This is a genomic window from Actinorectispora metalli (assembly GCF_056323685.1).
Genome location: NZ_JBREYE010000001.1, coordinates 1,405,142 through 1,425,928 on the forward strand (window position 1 = coordinate 1,405,142; position 20,787 = coordinate 1,425,928).

19 protein-coding genes are annotated in these 20,787 nt (G+C 69.3%); 4 read left to right on the forward strand and 15 right to left on the reverse strand.

Annotated elements, in window-relative coordinates; translation table 11 throughout:
• Window positions 1-10 precede the first annotated feature (10 nt).
• The 8 genes from ACU6XJ_RS06400 to ACU6XJ_RS06435 form a co-directional block, all read right to left on the reverse strand.
• Window positions 11-601, reverse strand: coding sequence for a hypothetical protein (locus tag ACU6XJ_RS06400; RefSeq protein ID WP_476307607.1), 591 nt, complete (start codon window positions 599-601; stop codon window positions 11-13).
• Window positions 602-605: 4 nt separating this feature from the next.
• On the reverse strand, window positions 606-1,673 hold the full coding sequence (locus tag ACU6XJ_RS06405) for an L-histidine N(alpha)-methyltransferase (RefSeq protein ID WP_476313819.1): 1,068 nt from the start codon (window positions 1,671-1,673) through the stop codon (window positions 606-608).
• 171 nt (window positions 1,674-1,844) lie between these two features.
• Window positions 1,845-3,026, reverse strand: coding sequence for an ABC transporter ATP-binding protein (locus ACU6XJ_RS06410; protein WP_476307609.1), 1,182 nt, complete (start codon window positions 3,024-3,026; stop codon window positions 1,845-1,847).
• Window positions 3,026-3,871: a carbohydrate ABC transporter permease gene (locus tag ACU6XJ_RS06415; protein ID WP_476307611.1), complete on the reverse strand. Its 846-nt coding sequence runs from the start codon at window positions 3,869-3,871 to the stop codon at window positions 3,026-3,028. Before ACU6XJ_RS06415 ends, ACU6XJ_RS06410 begins: the two co-directional genes overlap by 1 nt.
• Window positions 3,871-4,806, reverse strand: a complete 936-nt coding sequence (locus ACU6XJ_RS06420) for a carbohydrate ABC transporter permease (RefSeq protein WP_476307612.1) — start codon at window positions 4,804-4,806, stop codon at window positions 3,871-3,873. Before ACU6XJ_RS06420 ends, ACU6XJ_RS06415 begins: the two co-directional genes overlap by 1 nt.
• Window positions 4,803-6,053 (reverse strand): ABC transporter substrate-binding protein, encoded by a 1,251-nt coding sequence (locus ACU6XJ_RS06425; protein ID WP_476307614.1) that lies wholly within the window; start codon window positions 6,051-6,053, stop codon window positions 4,803-4,805. The genes ACU6XJ_RS06420 and ACU6XJ_RS06425 overlap by 4 nt, the downstream gene beginning before the upstream one ends.
• A 133-nt stretch (window positions 6,054-6,186) precedes the next feature.
• Window positions 6,187-6,717 (reverse strand): YflT domain-containing protein, encoded by a 531-nt coding sequence (locus ACU6XJ_RS06430; RefSeq protein ID WP_476307616.1) that lies wholly within the window; start codon window positions 6,715-6,717, stop codon window positions 6,187-6,189.
• Window positions 6,718-6,799: 82 nt separating this feature from the next.
• Window positions 6,800-7,993, reverse strand: coding sequence for an acyl-CoA dehydrogenase family protein (locus ACU6XJ_RS06435; protein ID WP_476307618.1), 1,194 nt, complete (start codon window positions 7,991-7,993; stop codon window positions 6,800-6,802).
• Between the two features lie 189 nt (window positions 7,994-8,182).
• Between ACU6XJ_RS06435 and ACU6XJ_RS06440 the strand changes: the two genes are divergently transcribed.
• Window positions 8,183-8,611 (forward strand): DUF4190 domain-containing protein, encoded by a 429-nt coding sequence (locus tag ACU6XJ_RS06440; RefSeq protein ID WP_476307619.1) that lies wholly within the window; start codon window positions 8,183-8,185, stop codon window positions 8,609-8,611.
• On the opposite strand, the gene ACU6XJ_RS06445 is transcribed toward ACU6XJ_RS06440, so the two are convergent.
• The 5 genes from ACU6XJ_RS06445 to ACU6XJ_RS06465 form a co-directional block, all read right to left on the reverse strand.
• Entirely contained in the window at window positions 8,608-12,012 is a 3,405-nt protein-coding gene (locus ACU6XJ_RS06445; protein ID WP_476307621.1) for a patatin-like protein, read from the reverse strand. The two genes, ACU6XJ_RS06440 and ACU6XJ_RS06445, sit on opposite strands and share 4 nt — an antisense overlap.
• A gap of 93 nt (window positions 12,013-12,105) precedes the next feature.
• Window positions 12,106-12,969 (reverse strand): HpcH/HpaI aldolase/citrate lyase family protein, encoded by an 864-nt coding sequence (locus ACU6XJ_RS06450; RefSeq protein WP_476313821.1) that lies wholly within the window; start codon window positions 12,967-12,969, stop codon window positions 12,106-12,108.
• Between the two features lie 8 nt (window positions 12,970-12,977).
• Window positions 12,978-14,036, reverse strand: coding sequence for an HpcH/HpaI aldolase/citrate lyase family protein (locus ACU6XJ_RS06455; RefSeq protein ID WP_476307623.1), 1,059 nt, complete (start codon window positions 14,034-14,036; stop codon window positions 12,978-12,980).
• 107 nt (window positions 14,037-14,143) lie between these two features.
• A complete protein-coding gene (locus ACU6XJ_RS06460; RefSeq protein WP_476307625.1) occupies window positions 14,144-15,676 on the reverse strand; it encodes a penicillin-binding transpeptidase domain-containing protein in 1,533 nt (510 codons plus the stop codon).
• Between the two features lie 163 nt (window positions 15,677-15,839).
• The gene (locus tag ACU6XJ_RS06465; RefSeq protein ID WP_476307627.1) at window positions 15,840-16,706 is read right to left on the reverse strand and encodes a PhzF family phenazine biosynthesis protein; all 867 of its coding nucleotides are present in this window, start codon (window positions 16,704-16,706) and stop codon (window positions 15,840-15,842) included.
• A 23-nt stretch (window positions 16,707-16,729) separates the two neighbouring features.
• On the opposite strand from ACU6XJ_RS06465, the gene ACU6XJ_RS06470 reads away from it, so the two are divergent.
• Together ACU6XJ_RS06470 and ACU6XJ_RS06475 are read left to right on the forward strand one after the other, a co-directional pair.
• Complete coding sequence (locus ACU6XJ_RS06470) at window positions 16,730-17,998, forward strand: magnesium transporter MgtE N-terminal domain-containing protein (RefSeq protein ID WP_476307628.1); 1,269 nt, start codon at window positions 16,730-16,732, stop codon at window positions 17,996-17,998.
• Complete coding sequence (locus ACU6XJ_RS06475; protein WP_476307629.1) at window positions 17,991-18,515, forward strand: DUF1003 domain-containing protein; 525 nt, start codon at window positions 17,991-17,993, stop codon at window positions 18,513-18,515. The genes ACU6XJ_RS06470 and ACU6XJ_RS06475 overlap by 8 nt, the downstream gene beginning before the upstream one ends.
• An 85-nt stretch (window positions 18,516-18,600) precedes the next feature.
• Here the strand turns inward: ACU6XJ_RS06475 and ACU6XJ_RS06480 are convergent, their stop codons facing one another.
• Window positions 18,601-19,089, reverse strand: a complete 489-nt coding sequence (locus tag ACU6XJ_RS06480) for a MarR family winged helix-turn-helix transcriptional regulator (protein ID WP_476307631.1) — start codon at window positions 19,087-19,089, stop codon at window positions 18,601-18,603.
• A 100-nt stretch (window positions 19,090-19,189) separates the two neighbouring features.
• Between ACU6XJ_RS06480 and ACU6XJ_RS06485 the strand changes: the two genes are divergently transcribed.
• Complete coding sequence (locus ACU6XJ_RS06485; RefSeq protein WP_476307632.1) at window positions 19,190-20,344, forward strand: Mrp/NBP35 family ATP-binding protein; 1,155 nt, start codon at window positions 19,190-19,192, stop codon at window positions 20,342-20,344.
• Between the two features lie 4 nt (window positions 20,345-20,348).
• Here ACU6XJ_RS06485 and tatB read toward each other — a convergent pair whose 3' ends face one another.
• Entirely contained in the window at window positions 20,349-20,711 is a 363-nt protein-coding gene (tatB, locus tag ACU6XJ_RS06490; RefSeq protein WP_476307634.1) for a Sec-independent protein translocase protein TatB, read from the reverse strand.
• Window positions 20,712-20,787: the final 76 nt, after the last annotated feature.

The window sequence follows — 20,787 nt, forward strand, 5'->3', positions numbered from 1 at the left end:
CCGCCGGACGCTACTTCCCGCGCGAAGCGATCGGTGTCGGCGAATCGCCGCGCATGGCCTCCAAGTGGATCTCGACCTCGTTCAGGTTGTCCCGCACGGTCGGCATGAACGTGCGCAGTGCGTTGTCGAACTCCGCGATCTCGTCCTGCGAGGCGCTGGTGAAGGTGAGCAACTCGGTCAGTTCGAGGCGCCGGTTGACCGAGGTGACCTCGTCCCGCCAGGCATGCAAACGCGAGATCAACGCGCCGTCCTTGCGCGGGCTGAGCGCACCCGATGAGAAGGCTGCGTCGACCGCGGAGTGCAGCAGCCTCGGGTAAAGCTTGCGGCCTGGCATGCCCCTATCGGCGAACGCCCGGCCCGCCAACAGCTCCCGGTTGTGCGCCAGTTCCGTTTCGATCGCCTCGAGCGCTTGAACTCGCCGTTCCCGTTGTGCCGCCCACCGTTCGGCGAAGATTCCGGTGATACCCGCCAGCAGCGCCAACGTGTTCACGGCGGGCTCCCAGCGCTGATCGGGGGTGGAGAAGCCGAACCAGGTCAGGCCGAGTCCCAGCGCCGCGGCGAGTGCGCCGAAGGTCACGACCGTGATCGCGATGCGGGTCACCGCACTAGACCTTCCAGATGTCGGTGGCCCTGGTGGTGTTCGAGGCCGGCATCGGCTCGTCGGTCCGGGCCAGCAACAGCAGCTCCATCCCGAACTTCGAGGCACGGAAGTCGGAGCGGGCCGATGCGACCGGCCGCAGGCCACAGCTGCCGACGATGTCGTCGAGCGCCCCGCGATCGTATTTCCTCGTGACCTGCAACAGGATGGTGTCGTTGTCCGGGAACTGGATGCAGTTGCGGTCGGGCAGGGTCATCTGGATGTCACGGCCGGTGCGGTTCCGATAGACGACCTTGACCTTGAGTGCCCGACCCGGCTCGACCGAGCCACGGAACTGCACGGAGTCCATATCTATGGTCAGGTCAGAGTTGTGCATCAGAGCGCAGGTCACGAACTCCTTGTAAGCACGACTACGGGCGTACTCATCCGCCGCGGCGCGGGCCAGGTCATCGGAAAGGTCCTTGGTGGTAGCCACCTCCAGCAGGAACAGGTCCTGCGGGCGCAGCATCGCCGCGAATCCGGCCAAGAGCTGCGTGTCGTGCTCGAAGTTGGCCATCGTGTTGCCTGCCAGCGAATAGACAATCGGCTCGTCGCCGACCATCCTGCCGAGCAGTTTCCGCAGTTCGTGCAGGTTCTCGCTCAGCGAGAAGTCGAGTTGGACCGGGAGAACCTGATGACTGGGCATGCCAAGCCCAGCGGTCGCCGTGACGGTACCCAGCCGAAGCATCTCGGAACTGATATCGACCGGGAAGTAGAACAGATCCGGGTTGTCCGTCAGCAGGGTCTCCAGGATCTGACGGTCCTTGCTGCCGGTCCCGGTACCAAGGCAGACATAGTGAAACGGTGAACCGCTGACCTTGGCACTGACCTCCCGCCAACGGCCGGTGAACGAGTCCAGACTCTTCTTCATGACCTGGTAGTACTGGTCGGAGCAGGCATGCGCCCACGCGATGGTGGGTCCGGTGCCCCAGTACTGGTAGCCCGAGGTGATCTGTTTGCCCTCCCCGGTCGCGGACACCGCGCCTCCCAGGCCCATGGTGAGCGACGCGAGTTTCGCGGACTGATCCTCCCCCACCAGCAGCAACGACCACGCGAAGTCGGACTCGTCAAGCGCTCTGATCAAGTCCTCGATCTTTTGTCGCGCAACGTCCGACATTCACCCTCCAGTTGCCGGTCCCTCTCCCTCCGTAGTCTAGGGACTACAAATTCGGCCTTGTGGGCTAAATCGCGGAACGCCGACCCTGAATTAGCCACTGTGGGTGAGGTTTTTGCCGTCCTCGGGGTTGAAGAGTTGGGCCTTGTCGGTGTCGAACCAGACCTCGGCGCGTTGGCCTTCGGTGGCTTGGGAGGCGGCGGAGAGGCGGGTGACGAGGTGGCCCGTGGCGGCGGGGACGTCGGCGGTGCCCGCGTCGGCGGCTAGCTCGTCGAGTTCGGCTGAGGTGGCGCGTTCGCCTTCGAGGGTGAAGTAGGCGTACTTGTCCGAGCCCATGGACTCGACCACGTCGACCTGGGCGGTGAATACGGCGCCCGATTCGCGGGCTGTCTCCTCGACCAGGGCGGCGTCTTCGAAGTGCTCGGGGCGGATGCCCATGATCACTTCGCGGGGGGCGTTGGCGCGTTCCAGGGACTGGCGGATGCGGTCGGACAGCGGGAGGTCACCCAGGGAGGTGCGCAGGACGCCGTCGGCCAGGGCGGCGGGGATGAAGTTCATTGACGGGGAGCCGATGAAGCCCGCCACGAAGAGGTTGACGGGGTGGTCGTAGAGGGTTTGCGGGGCGCCGATCTGCTGGACGATGCCGCCGCGCATCACCACCACGCGGTCGCCGAGGGTCATGGCCTCGGTTTGGTCGTGGGTGACGTAGACGGTGGTGGTGCCCAGTTGCTTTTGCAGGCGGGAGACCGAGGTGCGCATCTGCACCCGCAGTTTCGCGTCCAGGTTGGACAGTGGTTCGTCCATCAGGAACGCCTTGGGGTTGCGGACGATGGCGCGGCCCATCGCGACCCGCTGGCGCTGGCCGCCGGAGAGGTTGGAGGGCTTGCGGTCCAGGTGTTCTGTGAGGTCCAGGATCCTGGCGGCCTCCTCTACTTTGGACCTCACCGTGGCCTTGTCCACCTTGGCCAGCTTGAGCGGGAAGGCCATGTTCTCGCGGACGGTCATATGCGGGTAGAGCGCGTAGGACTGGAAGACCATCGCGATGTCGCGGTCCTTGGGGGCGCGCTCGTTCATCCGGTTGCCGCCGATGCGCAGTTCACCCGTGGTGATGTCCTCCAGGCCCGCGATCATGTTGAGGGTGGTGGACTTCCCGCAGCCGGAGGGGCCGACCAGGATGATGAACTCGCCGTCGGCGATCTGGATGTCGACCTCGCGGACGGCGAGCGCGCCGTCGGGGTACTGCTTGGTCACCTTGTCGAGCACGATCTCGGCCATCAGCCCTTCACCGCCCCGGAGGTCAGGCCGGCAACGATCCGGCGCTGGAAGAACAACACGAACAAAATGATCGGAACGGTGATCACCACGGCCGCCGCGGAGATCGTTCCGGTGGGGTCTTCGAACTGCGAGTCGCCGGTGAAGAAGTTCAGTGCCACCGGCACCGTCCGCGAGGCCTCGGTCGAGGTGAGGCTGATCGCGAACAGGAAGTCGTTCCAGGCGAAGATGAACACCAGGATCGCCGAGGTGAACACGCCGGGCGCGGCGAGCGGCGCGATGACCTTCGCGAAAGCCTGCGCCGGGGTGGCGCCGTCCATCTTCGCGGCCTTCTCCAGCTCCCACGGGATCTCGCGGAAGAACGCCGACAGGGTGTAGATCGCCAGCGGCAGGGCGAAGGTCACGTACGGCAGGATCAGGCCCGGCCAGGTGTCGAACAGCCCAAGCGAACGCTCGATGTCGAACAGCGGCGAGACCAGCGAGACCTGCGGGAACATCGCGATGAGCAGCGAGACGCCGACCAGCGCCTGTTTGCCGGGGAAGTCGAGCCTGGCGATGGCGTAGGCCGCCATCATGCCCAGCACCACCGCGATCAGGGTGGCGATCAGGGCGATGCCGACGGAGTTGAGCAGGGCGCGGACGAACTCGTCGGTGCTGAAGATGTCCTCGTAGTTCTTTAGCGTCCACTCGGCCGGGATGAACCGGCCGTCGGCGATGGTCTCCTTGGTCTTGAACGACAGCGAGGCGATCCACAGCACCGGGATCAGCGCGTAGATGATCACCAGCGCGTTCAGCACGGCCCAGCGGGCCTTGCGGGCCGGGGTCTCCACTCCGCCAAGTGCGGCCATCAGCGCTTCCCTCCCTCACCAGGGGTCGCGGTGCCCAGCACCTTGATGAAGATGAGCGCGATGATCGCCACCGTGATGAAGATCAGCACCGACATGGTGGAACCGATGCCCAGGTTCAGGCCCTTGAACAGGTTGCTGTAGGTCAGCATCGACACCGATGAGGTCCGATTGGCGCCGCTGGTGAGGACGAAGATGTTGTCGAAGACGCGGAAGGCGTCCAGGGTGCGGAACAGGAGCGCGACCAGGATCGCGGGCTTCATCACGGGCAGGATCACGCTGGTGAACCGCTGCCAGGCGCTGGCGCCGTCCATCGCCGCGGCCTTGAGCAGGTCCTCCGGCACCAGGGCGAGGCCCGCCATCAGCAGCAGCGCCATGAACGGCGTGGTCTTCCACACCTCGACCAGCACCACGATGGACAGCGCGGAGAACCGCTCGGTGAGCGGGGCGCCGTCGCTGAGCAGCGTCGCCAGGTACCCGGTTTTCGGCGTCCAGGCGAACTTCCAGCTGTAGGCGGCGACCACGGTGACGATGCCGTATGGGATCAGGGTGGCGGTGCGGACCAGGCCGCGGCCGACGATCGTGCGGTGCATGATCATGGCCAGGCCCATGCCGAGCACAAGCTCGATGGCCACCGAGATCAGGGTGATCACCACGGTCACCCAGAACGCGTCCCACCAGTAGGGGCTGGACAGCACCGCGACGTAGTTGTCCAGGCCGATGAACTCGCGCTGCGCGGGGAACTTCAGGTCGAAGCGCTGGAGCGACAGCCACACCGAGTACACGATCGGCCAGCCGGTCACCGCGAGCATCACCAGCGCGGCGGGGGCGCACAGCAGCCAGCCCAGTTTGCGCTCGGCCCGTTTGCCCTCCGACAGCTTCGCCTTGGCGGCGCGGGGGGTGGCCGCGGCCGCGGGAGCGCTTGCCGAGACGCTCATGGCAGCACCCCCTTGGACGCCAGCGCGTCGGCCAGCTCGGCGCGCAGCCGCTCCGCGGTCTTGCGCGGGTCGATGGCGCCGGGCGGGGACAGCGCGGTGGACAGCACCGTGGACACGTTCTGGTAGGCGGGGGTCACCGGACGCACCGCCGCATCGCGCAGTTCCTCCCGGATCGTCTCCTTCATCGGGTACGCCTGCGCCATCTCGGGGCCTTCGTAGGCCGCGTCCAGGGTGGGCGGGACGCCGTCGTTGATCGCCGAGAACTGCTGGTGCTCGGCGTTGCGCAGGCAGAGCGCCGCGTCGTAGGCGAGGTCGCCGCGTTGGGAGTAGGAGCTGATCGCCAGGTTGTGGCCGCCGATCGTGACCCGGCTGGGCTTGCCGGGCTCGATGCCCGGGTAGCGGGCCCAGCGGAACTTGGCGAACAGCTCGGTGTTGCCCTTCTGCATCGCCGGGTAGACGAACGGCCAGTTCAGCTCGAAGGCACCGCCGCCGATCTCGAACTCCAGCCGCGCGTCGTCCTCTTTGGAGTTCGTCAGCGACGGGCTGGTCACGCCCGCGTTGGCGAAGTCGCGCAGCACCTCCAGCGCCTTGACCGCGCCCGCGTCCATCTCGACCCGGCTGCCGTCCTCGGAGATGATGTTGCCGCCCGCGGACTCGACCAGCGTGTTGTAGTGCACCACCAGGCCCTCGTACTGGGCGCCGGTGAGGATCACGCGGTAGGGCTTGTTCTGCGCCTTGAGCCGCTGGGCCTGCTCGATCATCTGCTGCCAGGTCTCCGGCGGCGTGTCGACGACGTCGTTGCGGTACCAGAGCAGTTGGACGTTGGTGTTCTTGGTGGCGGCGTAGAGCTTGTCGCGCCACTTGGCCGAGGACAGCGGCCCCGCCAGCACCCCGGTGGTGGCGGCCTCGGCGTACCGGCCCGTCCACTCCTTGATCCAGCCCGCCTCGGCGAACTCGGCGGTCCACGTGGTGTCCAGGCCGAGGATGTCCATCGAGGTGTCCTCGGCGGCGAGCCTGCGCACCATCTGCTCGCGCTGGCCGTCGGCGCCGCGCGGCAGCTTGTTGTAGACGATGCGGTAGCGGCCGCCCGATTCGGCGTTGCAGTCCGCGACGACCTTCTCGAGGTTCTGCTCGGGCGCGTAGTAGAGGTTGATCACGGGCGGGCCGCCTGCCTCACCGCCGCAGGCCGCGAGCGGCAACGCCAGCGCGGCCGTGAGCAGCAGGGCGCGGGATCGTTTCAGTCGCAACGTCGTTCCCCCTGACGCCGTAGTCCGAGTGGCTGTGATGACGAGCACAGCACTGATCGAACCTATGCGCCCGGTAGGCGGTGCGCAACCGCTCCCCTACCGGGCGTATAGCGGATCACCAGCGGAAAACGCTTCACTCCCCGGCCGGTTTGGCCTTCAGTCCGAGCTTGGCGAGCATGTCCCGGCCGATCTCGGCGTTGCGTGGCTGGCACAGCACGTCGTAGCGGCCCGCGACCAGCTGGCTGGCGGAGACGAAGTCCCGCCTGCCGCGGGCGGAGGCGTAGCCCGCCGCGGCGAACACCAGGCCGAAGAGCAGACCGGTGACCAGGCCGACCAGGATGGGGCCGAAGACGTTCTGCGATGAGGAGAACAGGCTCAGCAGGAGTCCGACGAACAGACCGAACCAGGCGCCGGAGGCGGCACCGCCCGCGAGCACCCGGCCCCAGGTCAGGCGCCCGGTGACGCGCTCGACGAGCATCAGGTCCACCCCGACGATCGTCACTTCCTGCACGGGGAAGTCGTTGTCCGCCAGATAGTCGACGGCGCGCTGGGCTTCCTCATAGGCGTTGTAGGAACCGATGGGCCAACCGGTGGGCGGGGTCGGCAGGCTGGGCAGTCGGCCCGCGTTCCCTCCACGGCCGGCTCCAGTGAACGGGCTGGTCAACTCGTACCACCTCCAGGAGCGGATTTCCCCATCCTGGCAGTGATCCAACCCCTGGGCAGTACGCACCCCCGTGGTTCCGGAATCAGCGGAGGCCGTACTCGCGGAGGAGGCCTCGGCTGATGATGGTCTTTTGGATTTCGCTGGTGCCCTCGCCGATGAGCATGAACTGGGCCTCGCGCATGAGGCGTTCGATCTCGTACTCCTTGGAGTAGCCGTAGCCGCCGTGGATGCGGAAGGCGTCGGCGGTGACCTCGACGCAGTACTCGCTGGCCAGGTACTTGGCCATGCCCGCCTCGACGTCGTTGCGCTTGCCCGCGTCCTTCAGGCGGGCGGCGTTGGTCATCATCAGGTGCGCGGCTTCGACCTTGGTGGCCATCTCGGCCAGCTTGAAGGCGATGGCCTGGTGCTGGGCGATGGGCTTGCCGAAGGTGCTGCGCTGCTGGGCGTAGTCGATGCCCAGTTCGAAGGCGCGGATCGCGATGCCGCAGGCGCGGGCGGCGACGTTGACGCGGCCGACCTCGACGCCGTCCATCATGTGGCGGAAGCCGCGGCCGGACTCGCCGCCGAGGATCGCGTCGGCGCCGATCTCGAAGCCGTCGAAGACCATCTCGGTGGTGTCGACGCCCTTGTAGCCCATTTTGTCGATCTTGCCGGGGATGGTCAGGCCGGGCAGCACCTCGCCGAAGCCCTCGGGCTTCTCCACCAGGAACGTGGTGAGGTTCTCGTGCGCGCGGTCCTTGCCCTCGTCGGTGCGCACCAGCACCGCGGTGAGGTTGGAGGAGCCGCCGTTGGTCAGCCACATCTTCTGGCCGTCGATGACGTAACCGTCGTCCTTGCGGGTGGCCTTGGTGCGGATCGCGGCCACATCGGAGCCCAGTTCGGGCTCGGACATGGAGAACGACCCGCGGACCTCGCCGGTCGCCATGCGCGGCAGCAGGTTCTGCTTCTGCTCGGGTGTGCCGTGTTGCTTGATCATGTACGCCACGATGAAGTGGGTGTTGATCACACCGGAGACGCTCATCCAGCCGCGGGCGATCTCCTCGACGACCAGGGCGTAGGTGAGCAGGGACTCGCCGAGCCCGCCGTACTCCTCCGGGATGGTCAGGCCGAACAGGCCCATCTCCTTGAGGCCCTCGACGATGTCCGCGGGGTAGGTGTCACCGTGCTCCAGCGCCTGGGCGTTCGGGATGATCTCCTTCTCCACGAAGTTGTGCACGGTGGAGAGGATTTCCTTCTGGAGGTCGGTGAGACCGGCAGTCTGGGCGAGCCGGGCCATGCGGGCGCCCCTTTCTGTCTGGCGTGAACGCGCGGCGTCGAGTTCGGGGTTACCGGCGAGTATGGCCCTTTTCCGCCGTTAAGGCCGTGTGAACGTTCTCACCCGGACAGGGTCACCAAGGCCGTTCGCCATCCGACCGTGATCCAGAGTCGATAAGCTGCCGCGCAACCACTCAGGGGGAAGCGAACCATGACTTATCCGGGACAGCCGCCGCACGGCCAGGACCCTCAGCACAATCCCTACGGCCAGCAGCCGGGGCAGAACCCGCAGGGCCTGCCGAGCTATCCGGGGCAGCCCTACGGCCAGCCCACCTACTCGGCGCCCGGCCAGCCCGGCTATCCCGCGGGCCAGCCCGGCTACCCGCCGAAGCAGGGCACCAACGGCCTGGCCATCGCCTCGCTGGTCTGCGCCATCCTCGGCGTGCTGTGCTGCGGCCTCATCACCGGCATTCCGGGCATCATCATGGGCCACGTGGCGCTCGGCCAGATCAAGCGCGACCACACCGGCGGTCGCGGCCTGGCCATCGCGGGCCTGGCCATCGGCTACGCGAGCATCGTGCTCTCGGTGGTCCTGTTCGCCACCGGCGCCCTCGACAGCCTGATCGACAACCTGGACTAGCCCGCCGAGGCGGGTGCGTACGGAGCGGTGGCGGCGGGCCGCGGGCGCGGTGGGAACACCGGCAGCACGCTGGCCAGCCCCGTCACGGTGAACAACGCGAGCACCGGGGCGATCACGATCCACCAGCCCAGCGGCCAGCCGAACGCCACGAAGATCAGGGCGCTGAGCAGGTAGACCAGCGGTCCGCCTGCCAGCACCACCGGGATCCGCATGGCGGTGCGCATCCAGAAGGTGCCCAGCCACAGCGACAGGCCCGCCACCGCGCCGAGCAGCCAGGGGCCGAAGCGCAGGTCGTAGCTCACCGCGAGCACCCCGAGTGCCAGCGCGACCAGCGCGATCGCGGGGTCGGTGTTGTTCTTGCCGCGTCTCACGAACCCGATGACCACCTGGATCACCGCGATCAGGCCCAGCACGCCGACCGCGATCACGGCCAGGGTCCTCGGCACGTCCCAGAGGGTGCCGCCGCGGTCGACGATCCACGGCACCTCGTTCCAGCCGCGGTTGCCGGACTCCACCGCCCAGCCCGCGCCGACGGTGGCGGCGAAGCCGACGCTGACCGCGAGCAGGCTGCGCCGGGGTGCGGCCACCACCAGCACCGCGAACAGGATGAACGGCTTGAGCAGGGCCATCGCCCACAGCAGCCCGAGGCGCCAGGGCCGGGTGCTGCCTGGCCGGATGGCACGGTAGGCGACCAGCGCCAGCCGCAGCGCGATCCGGCCGATGCGCTGCTCACCGAGATCACGCAGGTTCTCGGTGCCGACGTCGTAGGTGCGCACCGCCTCTTGGACGGCCTGCGGCGCGGGCACGGCGGGTTTCGGCGTGTCACCGGGGTGCGCGCCCGCGTTGACGGCCTGCACGAACGGCAACTCGGCGCCGACCACGCCCCACTGGAGGCGTTCGGTGACCGCTTCGCGGGTGCTGGTCAGCAGGTGCTCGTCCTGCGGTCGGGCGAAGACCGCGGTGATCTCCTCGGTGACCTCGCGGGCCCGCTCCGCCCAGCGCAGCGCGAAGAACTTCTCCCACTCCCCCGCCAGCGACGGCGAGAGGTCGCCGAACTCGGCCTGCGGGGAGGCGGTGGCGATGGCCTTGATCCGCTCGATCACCTCACCCGGCTCGCGGTGGAAGCGTTGCAGCCGCGGGGCGTCGAGAAGCAGCGTGACCAGCTTGGCCACCGAATCCAGCCTGCCCCACATCCAGTCGTTGGCCCGCCAGCGGGCGGAGAAAAACGCCGAGAACGCGGCCAGTTCGATGCCGCACAGCTTGGCGGCGACCCTGATCCGGCCGCCGGTGATCAGCCGCTCGAACGCCAGTGGGCTCTGCGCGTCGCTGCCCACCCGGAGGAAGCGGATGTGGTTGCCGGGCGGCGAGCCGATCAGCAGCGGCGCGGTCAGCACGACCAGGTCGGTGAGCACCTGGTGGCGCTGCTCGTCGCGGCAGGCGTCCAGCAGCGCGAAACCCAGCAGTTCGGGGTGCAGCGCAGGGTCGAGTTCATCGACATCCGGCCGCGGCGGCGCGGCGGCGGCCAGTCGGTTCGCGACGCCGACCAGCGCTTCCCAGCTCTGCGCGACGGCGTCGACCGGGCCGTCGGCGTCCAGTGCCCCCTCGACGGCCAGCAACGCGTCCGACAGCGCGGCGAGCTTGGCCTGGAACACGTGCCGCACCCCGTCGGCGAGGTGCACGGCCTCCAGCACCTCGTTCAGCGGCTGCTGCATGTCGGCGGAGAGCAGGTGGCCCGCGCGGCCGCGGCGGATGACCGCCGTCTCGATCCACTCCGACAGCACGGCCGTGTCCTCGACCGGTTCCTCGATCGCCGCGCGCACCACCTGGCGGTCGCCGAAGCCCGCCAGCAACTCGCGCACCAGCCGCAGCCGGTACAGCGCGGACTTCGCCGCGCCGATCCGCTGCAACGCGGCCGGGTCGGTGGTCCAACGCTCCAACTCGCGCGCCCAGGAGATGCACAGGTCGATGGCGGCGCCCAGCGACACGGCGTCGGAGAACACCGCGAGCGGGGCGGCCAACGCCCGCTTCTCCAACGCGGTCGCCAACCGGGCGGGCTGAGCGTGCCGGGCCTCCTCCGACCAACCCGCCAGCGGCTCGCCGAGGACGCGCGGCAGCAGGGTGCCGTTGACACGCCTGCCCTTGTGGTCCAACTGTTGGTTGAGGCCGTCGGCGTCGCAGCGACCGCGGACCGCGGCGTGCGTGTTGCGCAGCGTCAGCGCGAGTTCGGCCAGTCGTTCGACGTCGGTCTGGCCCCTGGACTCCAGCAGCGGCGCGTACGCCGAGCGCAGCCGAAGGCGCTGCTTGCGGATATCGGAGTTGTGCCGGTCCAACTCGTCGATGTCCTCCAGGATGGATTCCTGGCTGAACCGGGTGAGCAGGGCGCTGACCGCCTCGCCCAGCGCGCGTTGGCCGCCCTCCTCCTCGTCCGCGTCGACGCCGGTGCCGGAGCCGTCCATCGGGTCGGGGTGCAGGTAGAGCAGCCAGCGTTCGGTGGGGTTCTCGGCGGGGCTGGCCGCGATGGCCTTGATCGCGGCGGCCACCGGGATGTTGTCCAGCACGCCGCCGTCGACGACCTTGTACGGCCCGGTCGCCGGGGGCTGGGCGACCTCGGAGAACGAGGCGCTCATATCCAGTTCGCCGGGGTGCGGCGGCTGCACCGACCACACGGTGGCCGGTTCGAAGGCGAATGGGAACGACGAGGTCACCCTGGCCGCGAGCGCGAGCCGCTCCGCGGTGGTGGCGGCCTCGGCGCCGTCGCCGAAGTCGGACAGCGGGTCGCCGGGCCTGCCGAGGTGGCGGAAGCGGAAGGAGGCGTCTCGGCGCTGTTCCCGCATCAGGCCGATCCGGTCGTCGCGCCGGATGACCGGCACCGCCTTTTGCAGCGTCGCGGTGAGCAGCAGGTCCACCCGATCGCCCTGCGGCGTCACGGGATCGCGGTTGACGGCCTCGGCCAGCACGTTCCGCAGGTGCGCGAGGAAGTACTCGTCGCCTTCCAGCACCGAGGGCGGCGGCGTGCCGCGCCAGGTGAGCGGGGTGTCGCGGCTCAGCGCCTCGATATCGCCAAGCTGCACCCACAGCTCGCGCATGCTCTCGAAGGGGAAGCCGTACACCAGGCTGGCGGCCATCAGTGCGCCGTTCAGGCCGCCCGCGGATGCTCCGGTCAGCACGTCCACACTGACCGATCGGTAGCCGACCAGTGTGGACAGCGCCCGCCACGGGTGGACGGTCGGCCCGCCGGTGGTCGCGACGCGCAGCCGGTTGATCTCCGACACCGCGCCGCCGATCCACACGGCCAGGCTGCACCCGCCCTTCATGGCCAGTGCCAGCCGCAGTTCCTGCTCGATCGGGGCGAGTTGTTGCTCGTCGCTTTCCCTGGTGCTTGCGCGGTCATCGTCCGGCACCGGATCACTCCCCCTGACGTGTGCGGCGACCACCCCCAGCCACGGCGATCGCACTCATTGTGGCGGGTGTGTCCAGCGCTGCGTACGGGGGTGCTAGTCGGCGAGTTGGGCGATGGCGTCCGCGACAGCGAGAATTCGCCTGGCGTTTTCCACGTGCAGGTTCTCGATCATCCGACCGTCCACAGTGGCCACTCCCTGGCCGGAGCGCTGGGCTTCGTCGAAGGCCTCGATGATCCGGCGGGAGCGGTCGACCTCCTCTTCGGACGGTGCGAAGATCCGGTTGCAGGCCTCGAGCTGCCCGGGGTGGATCAGGGTTTTGCCGTCGAAGCCGAACTGGGCGCCCTGGCGGCATTCGGCTTCGAAGCCCTCCAGGTTCTTCACGTCGTTGTAGACGCCGTCCAGGATGACCTTGCCGGTGGCGCGGGCGGCCAGCAGGCACAGCGACAGCCCGCCCAGCAGCGGCGCCCTGCCGGGCACGTGCTCGGCGTGCAGTTCCTTGGCGAGGTCGTTGGTGCCCATCACCAGCACGGTGAGCCGCTCGCTCGCGGCGGCGATCTCCTCGGCGTGCAGCATCGCGACCGGTGTCTCCACCATCGCCCAGATCATGGTGTGGTCGGGGGCGCCCGCGGATTCCAGCGCGCGCTCAATGGCGTGCACCTCGGCGGCGGAGTTGACCTTGGGCACCACCACGCCGTAGGGGCCTGCCTTGGCGGCGGCCCGCAGGTCGTCGGCGTGCCACTGGGTGCCGATGCCGTTGACCCGGATGGTGATCTCGCGGCGGCCGTACTCACCTGAGGCGGCGGCCTGGCAGACCCGCTCGCGGGCGTCGGTCTTGGCGTCGGGGGCGACCGCGTCCTCCAAGTCCAGGATCAACGCGTCGGCGGCCAGCCCCTTGGCCTTCTCCAGCGCGCGCTCGTTGGCGCCGGGCATGTAGAGGACCGAGCGGCGGGGTCGAATCGACGTGCTCATGCGCCTGCCTCCGCGTACAGCTTGGCCAGGTCCTCGTCCCGCTCGGCCAGCGCGTCGGCCAGCTCGGAGACCACGAGGCACTGCTTGTAGGTCGCGTCGTCCTGCATCTTGCCGTCGATCATCACCGCGCCGGTGCCGTCGCCCATCGCGGCGATCACCTTGCGGGCCCAGGCGACCTCGTCGGGCGAGGGGGAGAACACCTTCTTTGCGATGTCGATCTGCACCGGGTGCAGGCTCCACGCACCGACGCAGCCCAGCAGGAACGCGTTGCGGAACTGGTCCTCGCAGGCGACCGTGTCGCGGATATCGCCGAAGGGGCCGTAGTAGGGCAGGATGCCGTGCGCCGCACACGCATCCACCATGCGCGCGACCGTGTAGTGCCACAGGTCCTGCTGCGCGGTGACCCGACCCTGTTCGAGATCCTCGCCGACGGGGTCGGTGCGGACCAGGTATCCGGGGTGGCCGCCGCCGACGCGGGTGGTCTTCATCCGCCTGCTCGCCGCGAGGTCCGCCGGGCCCAGCGAGATGCCCTGCATCCGCGGGCTGGCCCCGGCGATCTCCTCCACGTTGGCGACGCCGGTGGCGGTCTCCAGGATGGCGTGCACCAACAGCGGGCGCTCCAGTCCGGCCTTGGCCTCAAGCTGGGCGAGCAGCCGGTCGACGTAGTGGATGTCCTGGGCGCCTTCCACCTTGGGCACCATGATCACGTCGAGCTTGTCGCCGATCTCGGTGACCAGCGTGATCAGGTCGTCCAGCACCCAGGGCGAGTCCAGGCTGTTGATCCGCGTCCACAGCTGGGTCTGCCCGAAGTCGTTGGCCTTGGCGATGTCGACGAGGCCCTGCCGGGCGGCCTCCTTGCGGTCGGCCGAGACGGCGTCTTCCAGGTTCCCCAGCAGCACATCGACCTTGGCGGCGATGGCGGGCGCCTTGGCGGCCATCTTCTCATTGCTCGGGTCGAAGAAGTGGATCATGCGCGACGGGCGGAACGGTATCTCGCGCAGCGGCGTCGGGGCGCCGACGGCGAGGGGGCGGAAGAAGTCCTTCGGCGAACGCACCTGGCCTCCAATTCGAGCAGCTTGCTACCAGCCAGTAACCATAGGCCGGTGCAGAACCCTGTCACCGCCATGGTGGCGAGGCCAACACCGGAGCACTCGTCGAAACACTAAAGGGACGACAGGAACGTGCGCGTCACCGCCAACGCGGGCTTGGAACTGCCGCCGCCCTCCACCAGTACCGCGAACGCGAGATCGCCCTGGAAGCCGACGAACCAGCCGTGTGAGGTACTGCCGTCGCCGTACTGCGCGGTGCCGGTCTTGCCGTGCAGCCCGCGGATGCCCGCCAATTCGCTCGCGGTGCCGCCGGTGACCACCTCGCGCATCATGGCCTTGAGCGCGGCCAGCACGGCGGGCGGCGGTGCCTGCCCGCCGCGGTTGACGATGGTCTTCGAGCCCGCGACCAGTCGGGGCAGCGGCGCCTTCCCCGCGGCGACGGTGGCGGCCACCATGGCCATGCCGAACGGGCTGACCTCCACCTCGCCCTGGCCGAAGCTCGCCTCGATGCGGGCGGTCGGGTTGTCCAGCGTGCCGATGGAGCCCGCGCGGGTGGTGATGCCCTCGATGTCGTAGTCGGCGTTGGCACCCAGTTGCGTCGCGGCCCCGGCCAGCGCGTCCGCCGGAAGCTCGTAGCCGAGGTTGGCGAAGGTGGTGTTGCAGGAGCGGGCGAACGCGGTGTGTAGCGGGGCGTCCTCGGTGCCGAAGCCGTCATTGCGCACCCGCCGCGCGTGCACCACCTCCTCGGCCGGACAGGGCAGCATGGTGTTCCGATCGGCCAGCCCCGCCTGGAGCACCGCGGCGGCGGTGACGATCTTGAAGGTGGAGCCGGGCGGGTATTTGCCGGTCAGCGCGCCGTTGCCGGTGACCTGCCCGTTGGCGGCGATGGCCTGGATGTCGCCGCCTGCGCGGATGGCGACCAGCATGGCGGGCTTGCCCGCGCCGTCCACGGCCTTCTGCGCGGCGCGCTGCACGTTGCCGGCGATGGTGGACCGCACCGGCTCGGCGGGCGGCGCGCCTTCCTGGTGCAGGGTCGCGACCTCGGCGCCTGCGTCGTCCACGGTGATGATCCGCCAGCCGGTGGCCGCGGTGCCGTCACCGCGGCTCAGTCCCGCGGCCAGCGCGGGCGCGTAGTCCAGCGGCATGCCCTTGGCGTCAACGACCGCCGGGCCGCCCGCGACCTTGGAGAGGCGAAGCTGGTGGCCCGGCTTGAGTTCGGGGTGGACGGCGTCGGGGCTCCAAACCACCTTCCAGCTGTCGGCGTGGGCGGTGAACTTGAGGGCGCCCTGGTAGCTCCAGCGGCCCGCGGGGAAGTCCCAGTTCGCGGTGAAGGTCGCCGTGCCCGCCTCGCGGTTGACGTTGAGCAGCTGGGTGGTGACCGCCTTGGGCTCCAGGCCTGCCCTGAGCTTGGTCAGCGCGGCCTGCGCCGCGGGCGGATCGGTGGTCAAGGCGGCAGCGGCCCTGGCGTCCCCGCGAGCGAAGGCGCGGAGGTAGTCCACCGTCACGTCGGCGGGGCGGACCTGATCGGCGCGTGGTTCAGGTGTGGAGGAGGAGCCCTGCCACATCACCACGCCCGCCGCGATCACGGCCACCGTGACCAGGCCACCGCCCAGCAGAATTCTTCGCCGCCCGCTCTTGCCGATCATCGAACCCCCCGGTCCCCTCGATTTGAGCACTCGCTCAAATCGAGCGTCAGCATGCCACCGGGAAAGCGGATTGCCAATGCGTAGACCTACCTGCGCCGAACGGCCGCTCTGCCGTTGCGGCGCAGGGCTTTCGCGGACGACTCCGTCCGGACGTATCCGCTGCTCAGGCCCCGGGAACGCGGACGTTGCCGGTGGCGACGGGCTCCACTCGGCCGCGGAGGGTGGCGTGGACCGCGCGGCCCGCCTCCGCGGTGACCGTGCACTCCAGCGTGGACGGCCGGGCGATCTCCAGGCCTTGGGTGACGGTGTAGTCGCTCTCGCCGTCGGCGGGCAGCAGGCCGCGGTCGACCAGCCAGGCGCCCAGCGCCAGCGCGGCGGAGCCGGTGGCGGGGTCCTCCCGGCCGCCGTCGCCGAACTTGCGCACCCTGGCCTGGCGGGAGGTGGGGTCGAAGGCAATGACGATCAGGCCGTGCGGCATGCCATCGCCGAACCGGCCGCCCACGGCGCGGGGCACCGCGTCGGCATGCACGGGCAGGAACCCGAAGTCCACGCCCGCGTCGGCGACGCCCGGCGTGACGGAGGTGTCCACATCGGACGCATCGAGTCCGGCGACCGCGGCGAGCCGGTCCGCGGGGAGTTCGGCGCCGATCTTGAGGTCGGTGACGGTGAGCCTGGCGCCCTCCTCGTCGACCTCGACCGGGATCAGTCCCCCTGCGCATTCCTGGATGACCGAGCCGCCCTCGATCAGGCCGCAGCGGGCGAGCAGCCAGGCGGAGCCGACGCTGGGGTGCCCGGCGAAGGGCAGTTCCTTGGCGGGCGTGAAGATCCGCAGCCGGTAGTCGGCGCCGGGGTGGGTGGGCGGCAGCGGGAACGCCGTCTCGGAGAGGTTGAACTCCCTGGCCAGGGTCTGGAGTGCCGCGTCGGGCAGGTCCAGGGCGCCGTGCACGATCGCGAGCGGGTTGCCCGCGAACGCGCTGTCCGTGAAAACGTCGACTACGTCATACCGAAGCGTTTCGCCAGGCAAATCCATGTTTCCGACGCTAGCCTGACCGCGTGTCAGTGGCGAACAGGGTATTCGCCGCCCAGCTGGCGGGCCTGTGGGTGTTCGGACCGGACGGCGAGTCCATCGGCAAGGTGCGTGACCTGGTCGCGGGCCTACGCACCAGCCAGGCCCCGCCGCGGGTGCTCGGCCTGATTGTGGAACTCGCCACGTGGCGCCGGATCTTCGTGCCGATGCTGCGGGTCACCTCGCTGGACGACAACGCCGTCACCCTCGGCACCGGCTCGGTGAACCTGCGGCGCTTCGTGCAGCGCCCCAACGAGCTCCTCGTGCTCGGCGAACTGCTGGGCAGCAGGGTCACGGTCACGGCGACCGACGCGGAGGCCGTGCTGGTCGACGCCGCGATGGAGCAGCAGCGCAGCAGAGACTGGCTGCTCAACCGGCTCGCCGTGCGGGAGCGCACCGGTCTGCTGAACCGGCGCGGACCCGTCGAGGTGCTGGAGTGGGACCAGGTGACCGGGCTGCTCACGGTGGAGATGCACGGCGGGGTGCAGCGGCTGCTGGCGGTGTTCGACAGCATGCGCGCCACCGATGTGGCCGGGGCGCTGCGGGACCTGCCGATCCAGCGCCAGTACGAGCTGATCGACGCGCTGGACGACGAGCGGCTGGCCGACATCCTGGAGGAGCTTCCCGAGGACGACCAGAAGCAGTTGCTGGCGCACCTTGAGGAGGAGCGCGCGGCGGACGTGTTGGAGGCGATGAACCCCGACGACGCCGCCGACCTGCTCGCCGAGTTGTCCGAGGTGGACAAGGACCGCCTGCTGGAGCTGATGGAGCCCGAGGAGTCGGCGCCGGTGAAGCGGCTGCTCGCCTACTCCTCCGACACCGCGGGCGGGCTGATGACACCGGAGCCGGTGATCCTGCTGCCGGACGCCACCATCGCGGAGGCGCTGGCGCGGGTGCGCAACCCCGACCTGACCCCGGCGCTGGCCAGCATGGTGTTCGTGTGCCGCCCGCCCTCGGCCACCCCGACCGGGCGCTACCTGGGCTGCATCCACATCCAGCGGCTGCTGCGAGAACCGCCCTCGGACCTGGTGGCGGGCGCGGTGGACACCGACCTGGACACCCTGCCGCCGCAGGCGCCGCTGGCGGAGATCACCCGGTACTTCGCGGCGTACAACCTGGTGTGCGCACCGGTGGTCGACGATGAGCAGCACCTGCTGGGGGCGGTGAGCGTGGACGACATCCTGGACCACCTGCTGCCGCAGGACTGGCGGCACGTCGGGCTGCTCGAGGTCTCGGGAGGGGACCGGGATGCCTGAGCTGCTGCCGCGCAGGCGGCTCGACCAGCCCAAGCCGGCAGGCAGGCTGTCCTTCGAGGTCGACCCGGAGGCCTTCGCCCGGTTCTCCGAGCGCATCGCGCGGTTCCTGGGCACCGGCAAGTTCCTGTTCTGGCAGACGCTCCTGGTGATCGCCTGGATCTCGCTGAACCTGTTCGCGGTGACGCTGCGCTGGGACCCCTACCCGTTCATCCTGCTCAACCTGGCGTTTTCCACCCAGGCGGCCTATGCGGCGCCGCTGATCCTGCTCGCGCAGAACCGGCAGGACGACCGGGACCGGGTCTCGCTGGAGGAGGACCGGGCGCGGGCGGAGCGCACCAAGGCCGACACCGAGTATCTGGCGCGGGAACTGGCCGCGCTACGGCTGGCGGTCGGCGAGGTCGCCACCCGCGACTACCTGCGCGGCGAGATCGACCGACTCCGCGCCGACCTGGACGGCAAGAAGCGCAAGTCGAAGTCCAAGCAGGCAGACTCACCCGCTGAGGAAGCGGCGCCGTAGTACGACGCCGCATTCCGGACTTTCCGGTCGCCGGTCCCTGCACCGGCAACCTCGCCGAACATCCGGCAACGTCACCCAGCCTGAGTCAGACCTGGGGCCGCTCGGCTGTGCTCGGCAACTCGCCGTCGGCGAGCCGTGAGCACATCCTGCCGAGAAGATCCAGTTCACCCGGGCTGATAGCGGCGACGAAATGACGGAGGACTCCCGACATATGCGTGCCTGCCGCGGTCTGCAGCCGCTGGTGGCCACGGTCGGTGATGACCGCCACCACCCCACGCCCGTCCTCGTCCGAGCGCAGCCTGGAGACCAGGCCTGCCCGTTCGAGGCGATCGACCAGCCTCGTCACTCCTGAACGCGACAACAACACCGCGTCGGCCAGATCGGTCATCCGCATTCGTTGCCGAGGTGATTCCGCCAACTGCAAAAGTACGTCGTAAGCAGCCAACGACAGCCGTTGTTCGGCGACCAGCTCGGTCTCCAGGCAGCGCGTAATGCGGGCATGAGCACGCAAAAACGAACGCCAGGCACCGAGCTCAGTGCGAGTGGGTAATCGTGCCGTGCTTGTATCGGACACGATCCGCCATGTTACGGAATGCGTCCAGTCGTGTGCACAGCGCCCTCAAAGGAGAACCTAAGCCGGAAGCTGCGGACTATCGGGACGTAGCATGGGCAGCGTGAGTGCCAACCAGCCCAGCTCAGCAGCAGTGACCACGGACGCCGTGCGGCAAGCGCTTGCCGGTGTGCAGGACCCGGAGATCCGGCGTCCCATCACCGAATTGGGCATGGTGAAAGATGTTGTGGTTCAACCGGATGGATCAATCCAGGTGGGGATTTTCCTCACCGTGGCGGGCTGTCCGATGCGCGACCGCATCACCAAGGACGTCACCGACGCGGTCACCGCGGTGCCCGGGGTGACCGGTGTCCAGGTCGAGTTGGACGTGATGAGCGACGCGCAGCGCACCGAGTTGCGGCGCAGCCTGCGCGGGGACTCCGAGGAGCCGCGCATCCCGTTCGCCGAGCCCGGCTCGATGACCAGGGTCTACTGCGTGGCCTCCGGCAAGGGCGGCGTCGGCAAGTCCAGCGTGACGGTCAACCTGGCCGCCGCAATGGCCACCCGCGGCCTGTCGGTCGGGGTCTTGGACGCCGACATCTACGGCCACTCCATCCCGCGCATGCTGGGCGCCGAGGGCAAGCCCACCCGCGTCGAGAAGATGATCATGCCGCCGCAGTCGCACGGTGTGAAGGTCATCTCGATCGGGATGTTCACCCCCGGCAACACCCCGGTGGTCTGGCGTGGCCCGATGCTGCACCGGGCCCTTCAGCAGTTCCTGGCCGAGGTGTTCTGGGGCGATCTGGACGTGCTGCTGCTGGACCTGCCGCCCGGCACCGGCGACGTGGCGATCTCAGTGGCGCAGCTCATCCCCAACGCCGAGATCCTGGTGGTGACCACCCCGCAGCAGGCCGCCGCCGAGGTGGCCGAGCGCGCGGGCGCCATCGCCATGCAGACCCGGCAGCGGGTGGCGGGCGTGATCGAGAACATGTCCTGGCTGCAACTGCCCGACGGCCAGCGGATGGACATCTTCGGCACCGGCGGCGGACAACTGGTCTCCGACTCGCTGACCCGCTCGATGGGCGCCGATGTGCCGCTGCTGGGCCAGATCCCACTGGAGCCCCGCCTCCGCGAATGCGGCGACGCGGGCAAGCCGTTGGTCCTCACCGACCCCGGCGCCCCCGCCGCGGTGGTCCTACGCGAGATCGCGGAGAAGCTCTCGGTCCGCTCTCGCGGCCTGGCAGGCCGCCTGCTCTCGGTGAGCCCCGCGGGCCGCTGACGGCTCAGGTGGCGTCGGGGTCAACCGGGGGACGCTCGCCGGGTTCCAGGGGGCGGGACTTCGGTGTGTCCAGCGGGAAGCCGCTGGGCTTGTAGTCGTCGTAGTCGTCCTCGAAGACGCGGGTGAGCTGGCGGCGCGGGTTGAAGTCGCGGATGCTGCGCAGGTCGTCCAGGGGCTTGCGGAGTTCGTCGAACTCGGGCCCCAGCTCGTTGCGCAGCTGGTCGCGGGCGCCGGTGGCGTACTCGCGGACCTGGCGGACGGTGCGGCCGAGCCACGCGGCGGCGCCGGGCAGGCGTTCCGGGCCGAGGATGAAAAGCCCCGCCACGATCAGCACGAGGACCTCGCCCCAGCCGATGCTGTCGAACACCCGTACCTCCACGCCCTCGTGACTACCTCACCAGCCTAGCCGTCCCCGCGAGGGCGTCAGCGGCCAAGCGGATCAC

What these genes read in the sequence shown, in the direction of transcription:
- ACU6XJ_RS06415 (WP_476307611.1), bottom strand. Translation starts at nt 3,871, where the DNA reads ATGGCCGCACTTGGCGGAGTGGAGACCCCGGCCCGCAAGGCCCGCTGG.
- ACU6XJ_RS06435 (WP_476307618.1), bottom strand. Translation starts at nt 7,993, where the DNA reads ATGGCCCGGCTCGCCCAGACTGCCGGTCTCACCGACCTCCAGAAGGAA.
- ACU6XJ_RS06420 (WP_476307612.1), bottom strand. Translation starts at nt 4,806, where the DNA reads ATGAGCGTCTCGGCAAGCGCTCCCGCGGCCGCGGCCACCCCCCGCGCC.
- ACU6XJ_RS06440 (WP_476307619.1), top strand. Translation starts at nt 8,183, where the DNA reads ATGACTTATCCGGGACAGCCGCCGCACGGCCAGGACCCTCAGCACAAT.
- ACU6XJ_RS06475 (WP_476307629.1), top strand. Translation starts at nt 17,991, where the DNA reads ATGCCTGAGCTGCTGCCGCGCAGGCGGCTCGACCAGCCCAAGCCGGCA.
- ACU6XJ_RS06410 (WP_476307609.1), bottom strand. Translation starts at nt 3,026, where the DNA reads ATGGCCGAGATCGTGCTCGACAAGGTGACCAAGCAGTACCCCGACGGC.
- ACU6XJ_RS06460 (WP_476307625.1), bottom strand. Translation starts at nt 15,676, where the DNA reads ATGATCGGCAAGAGCGGGCGGCGAAGAATTCTGCTGGGCGGTGGCCTG.
- ACU6XJ_RS06465 (WP_476307627.1), bottom strand. Translation starts at nt 16,706, where the DNA reads ATGGATTTGCCTGGCGAAACGCTTCGGTATGACGTAGTCGACGTTTTC.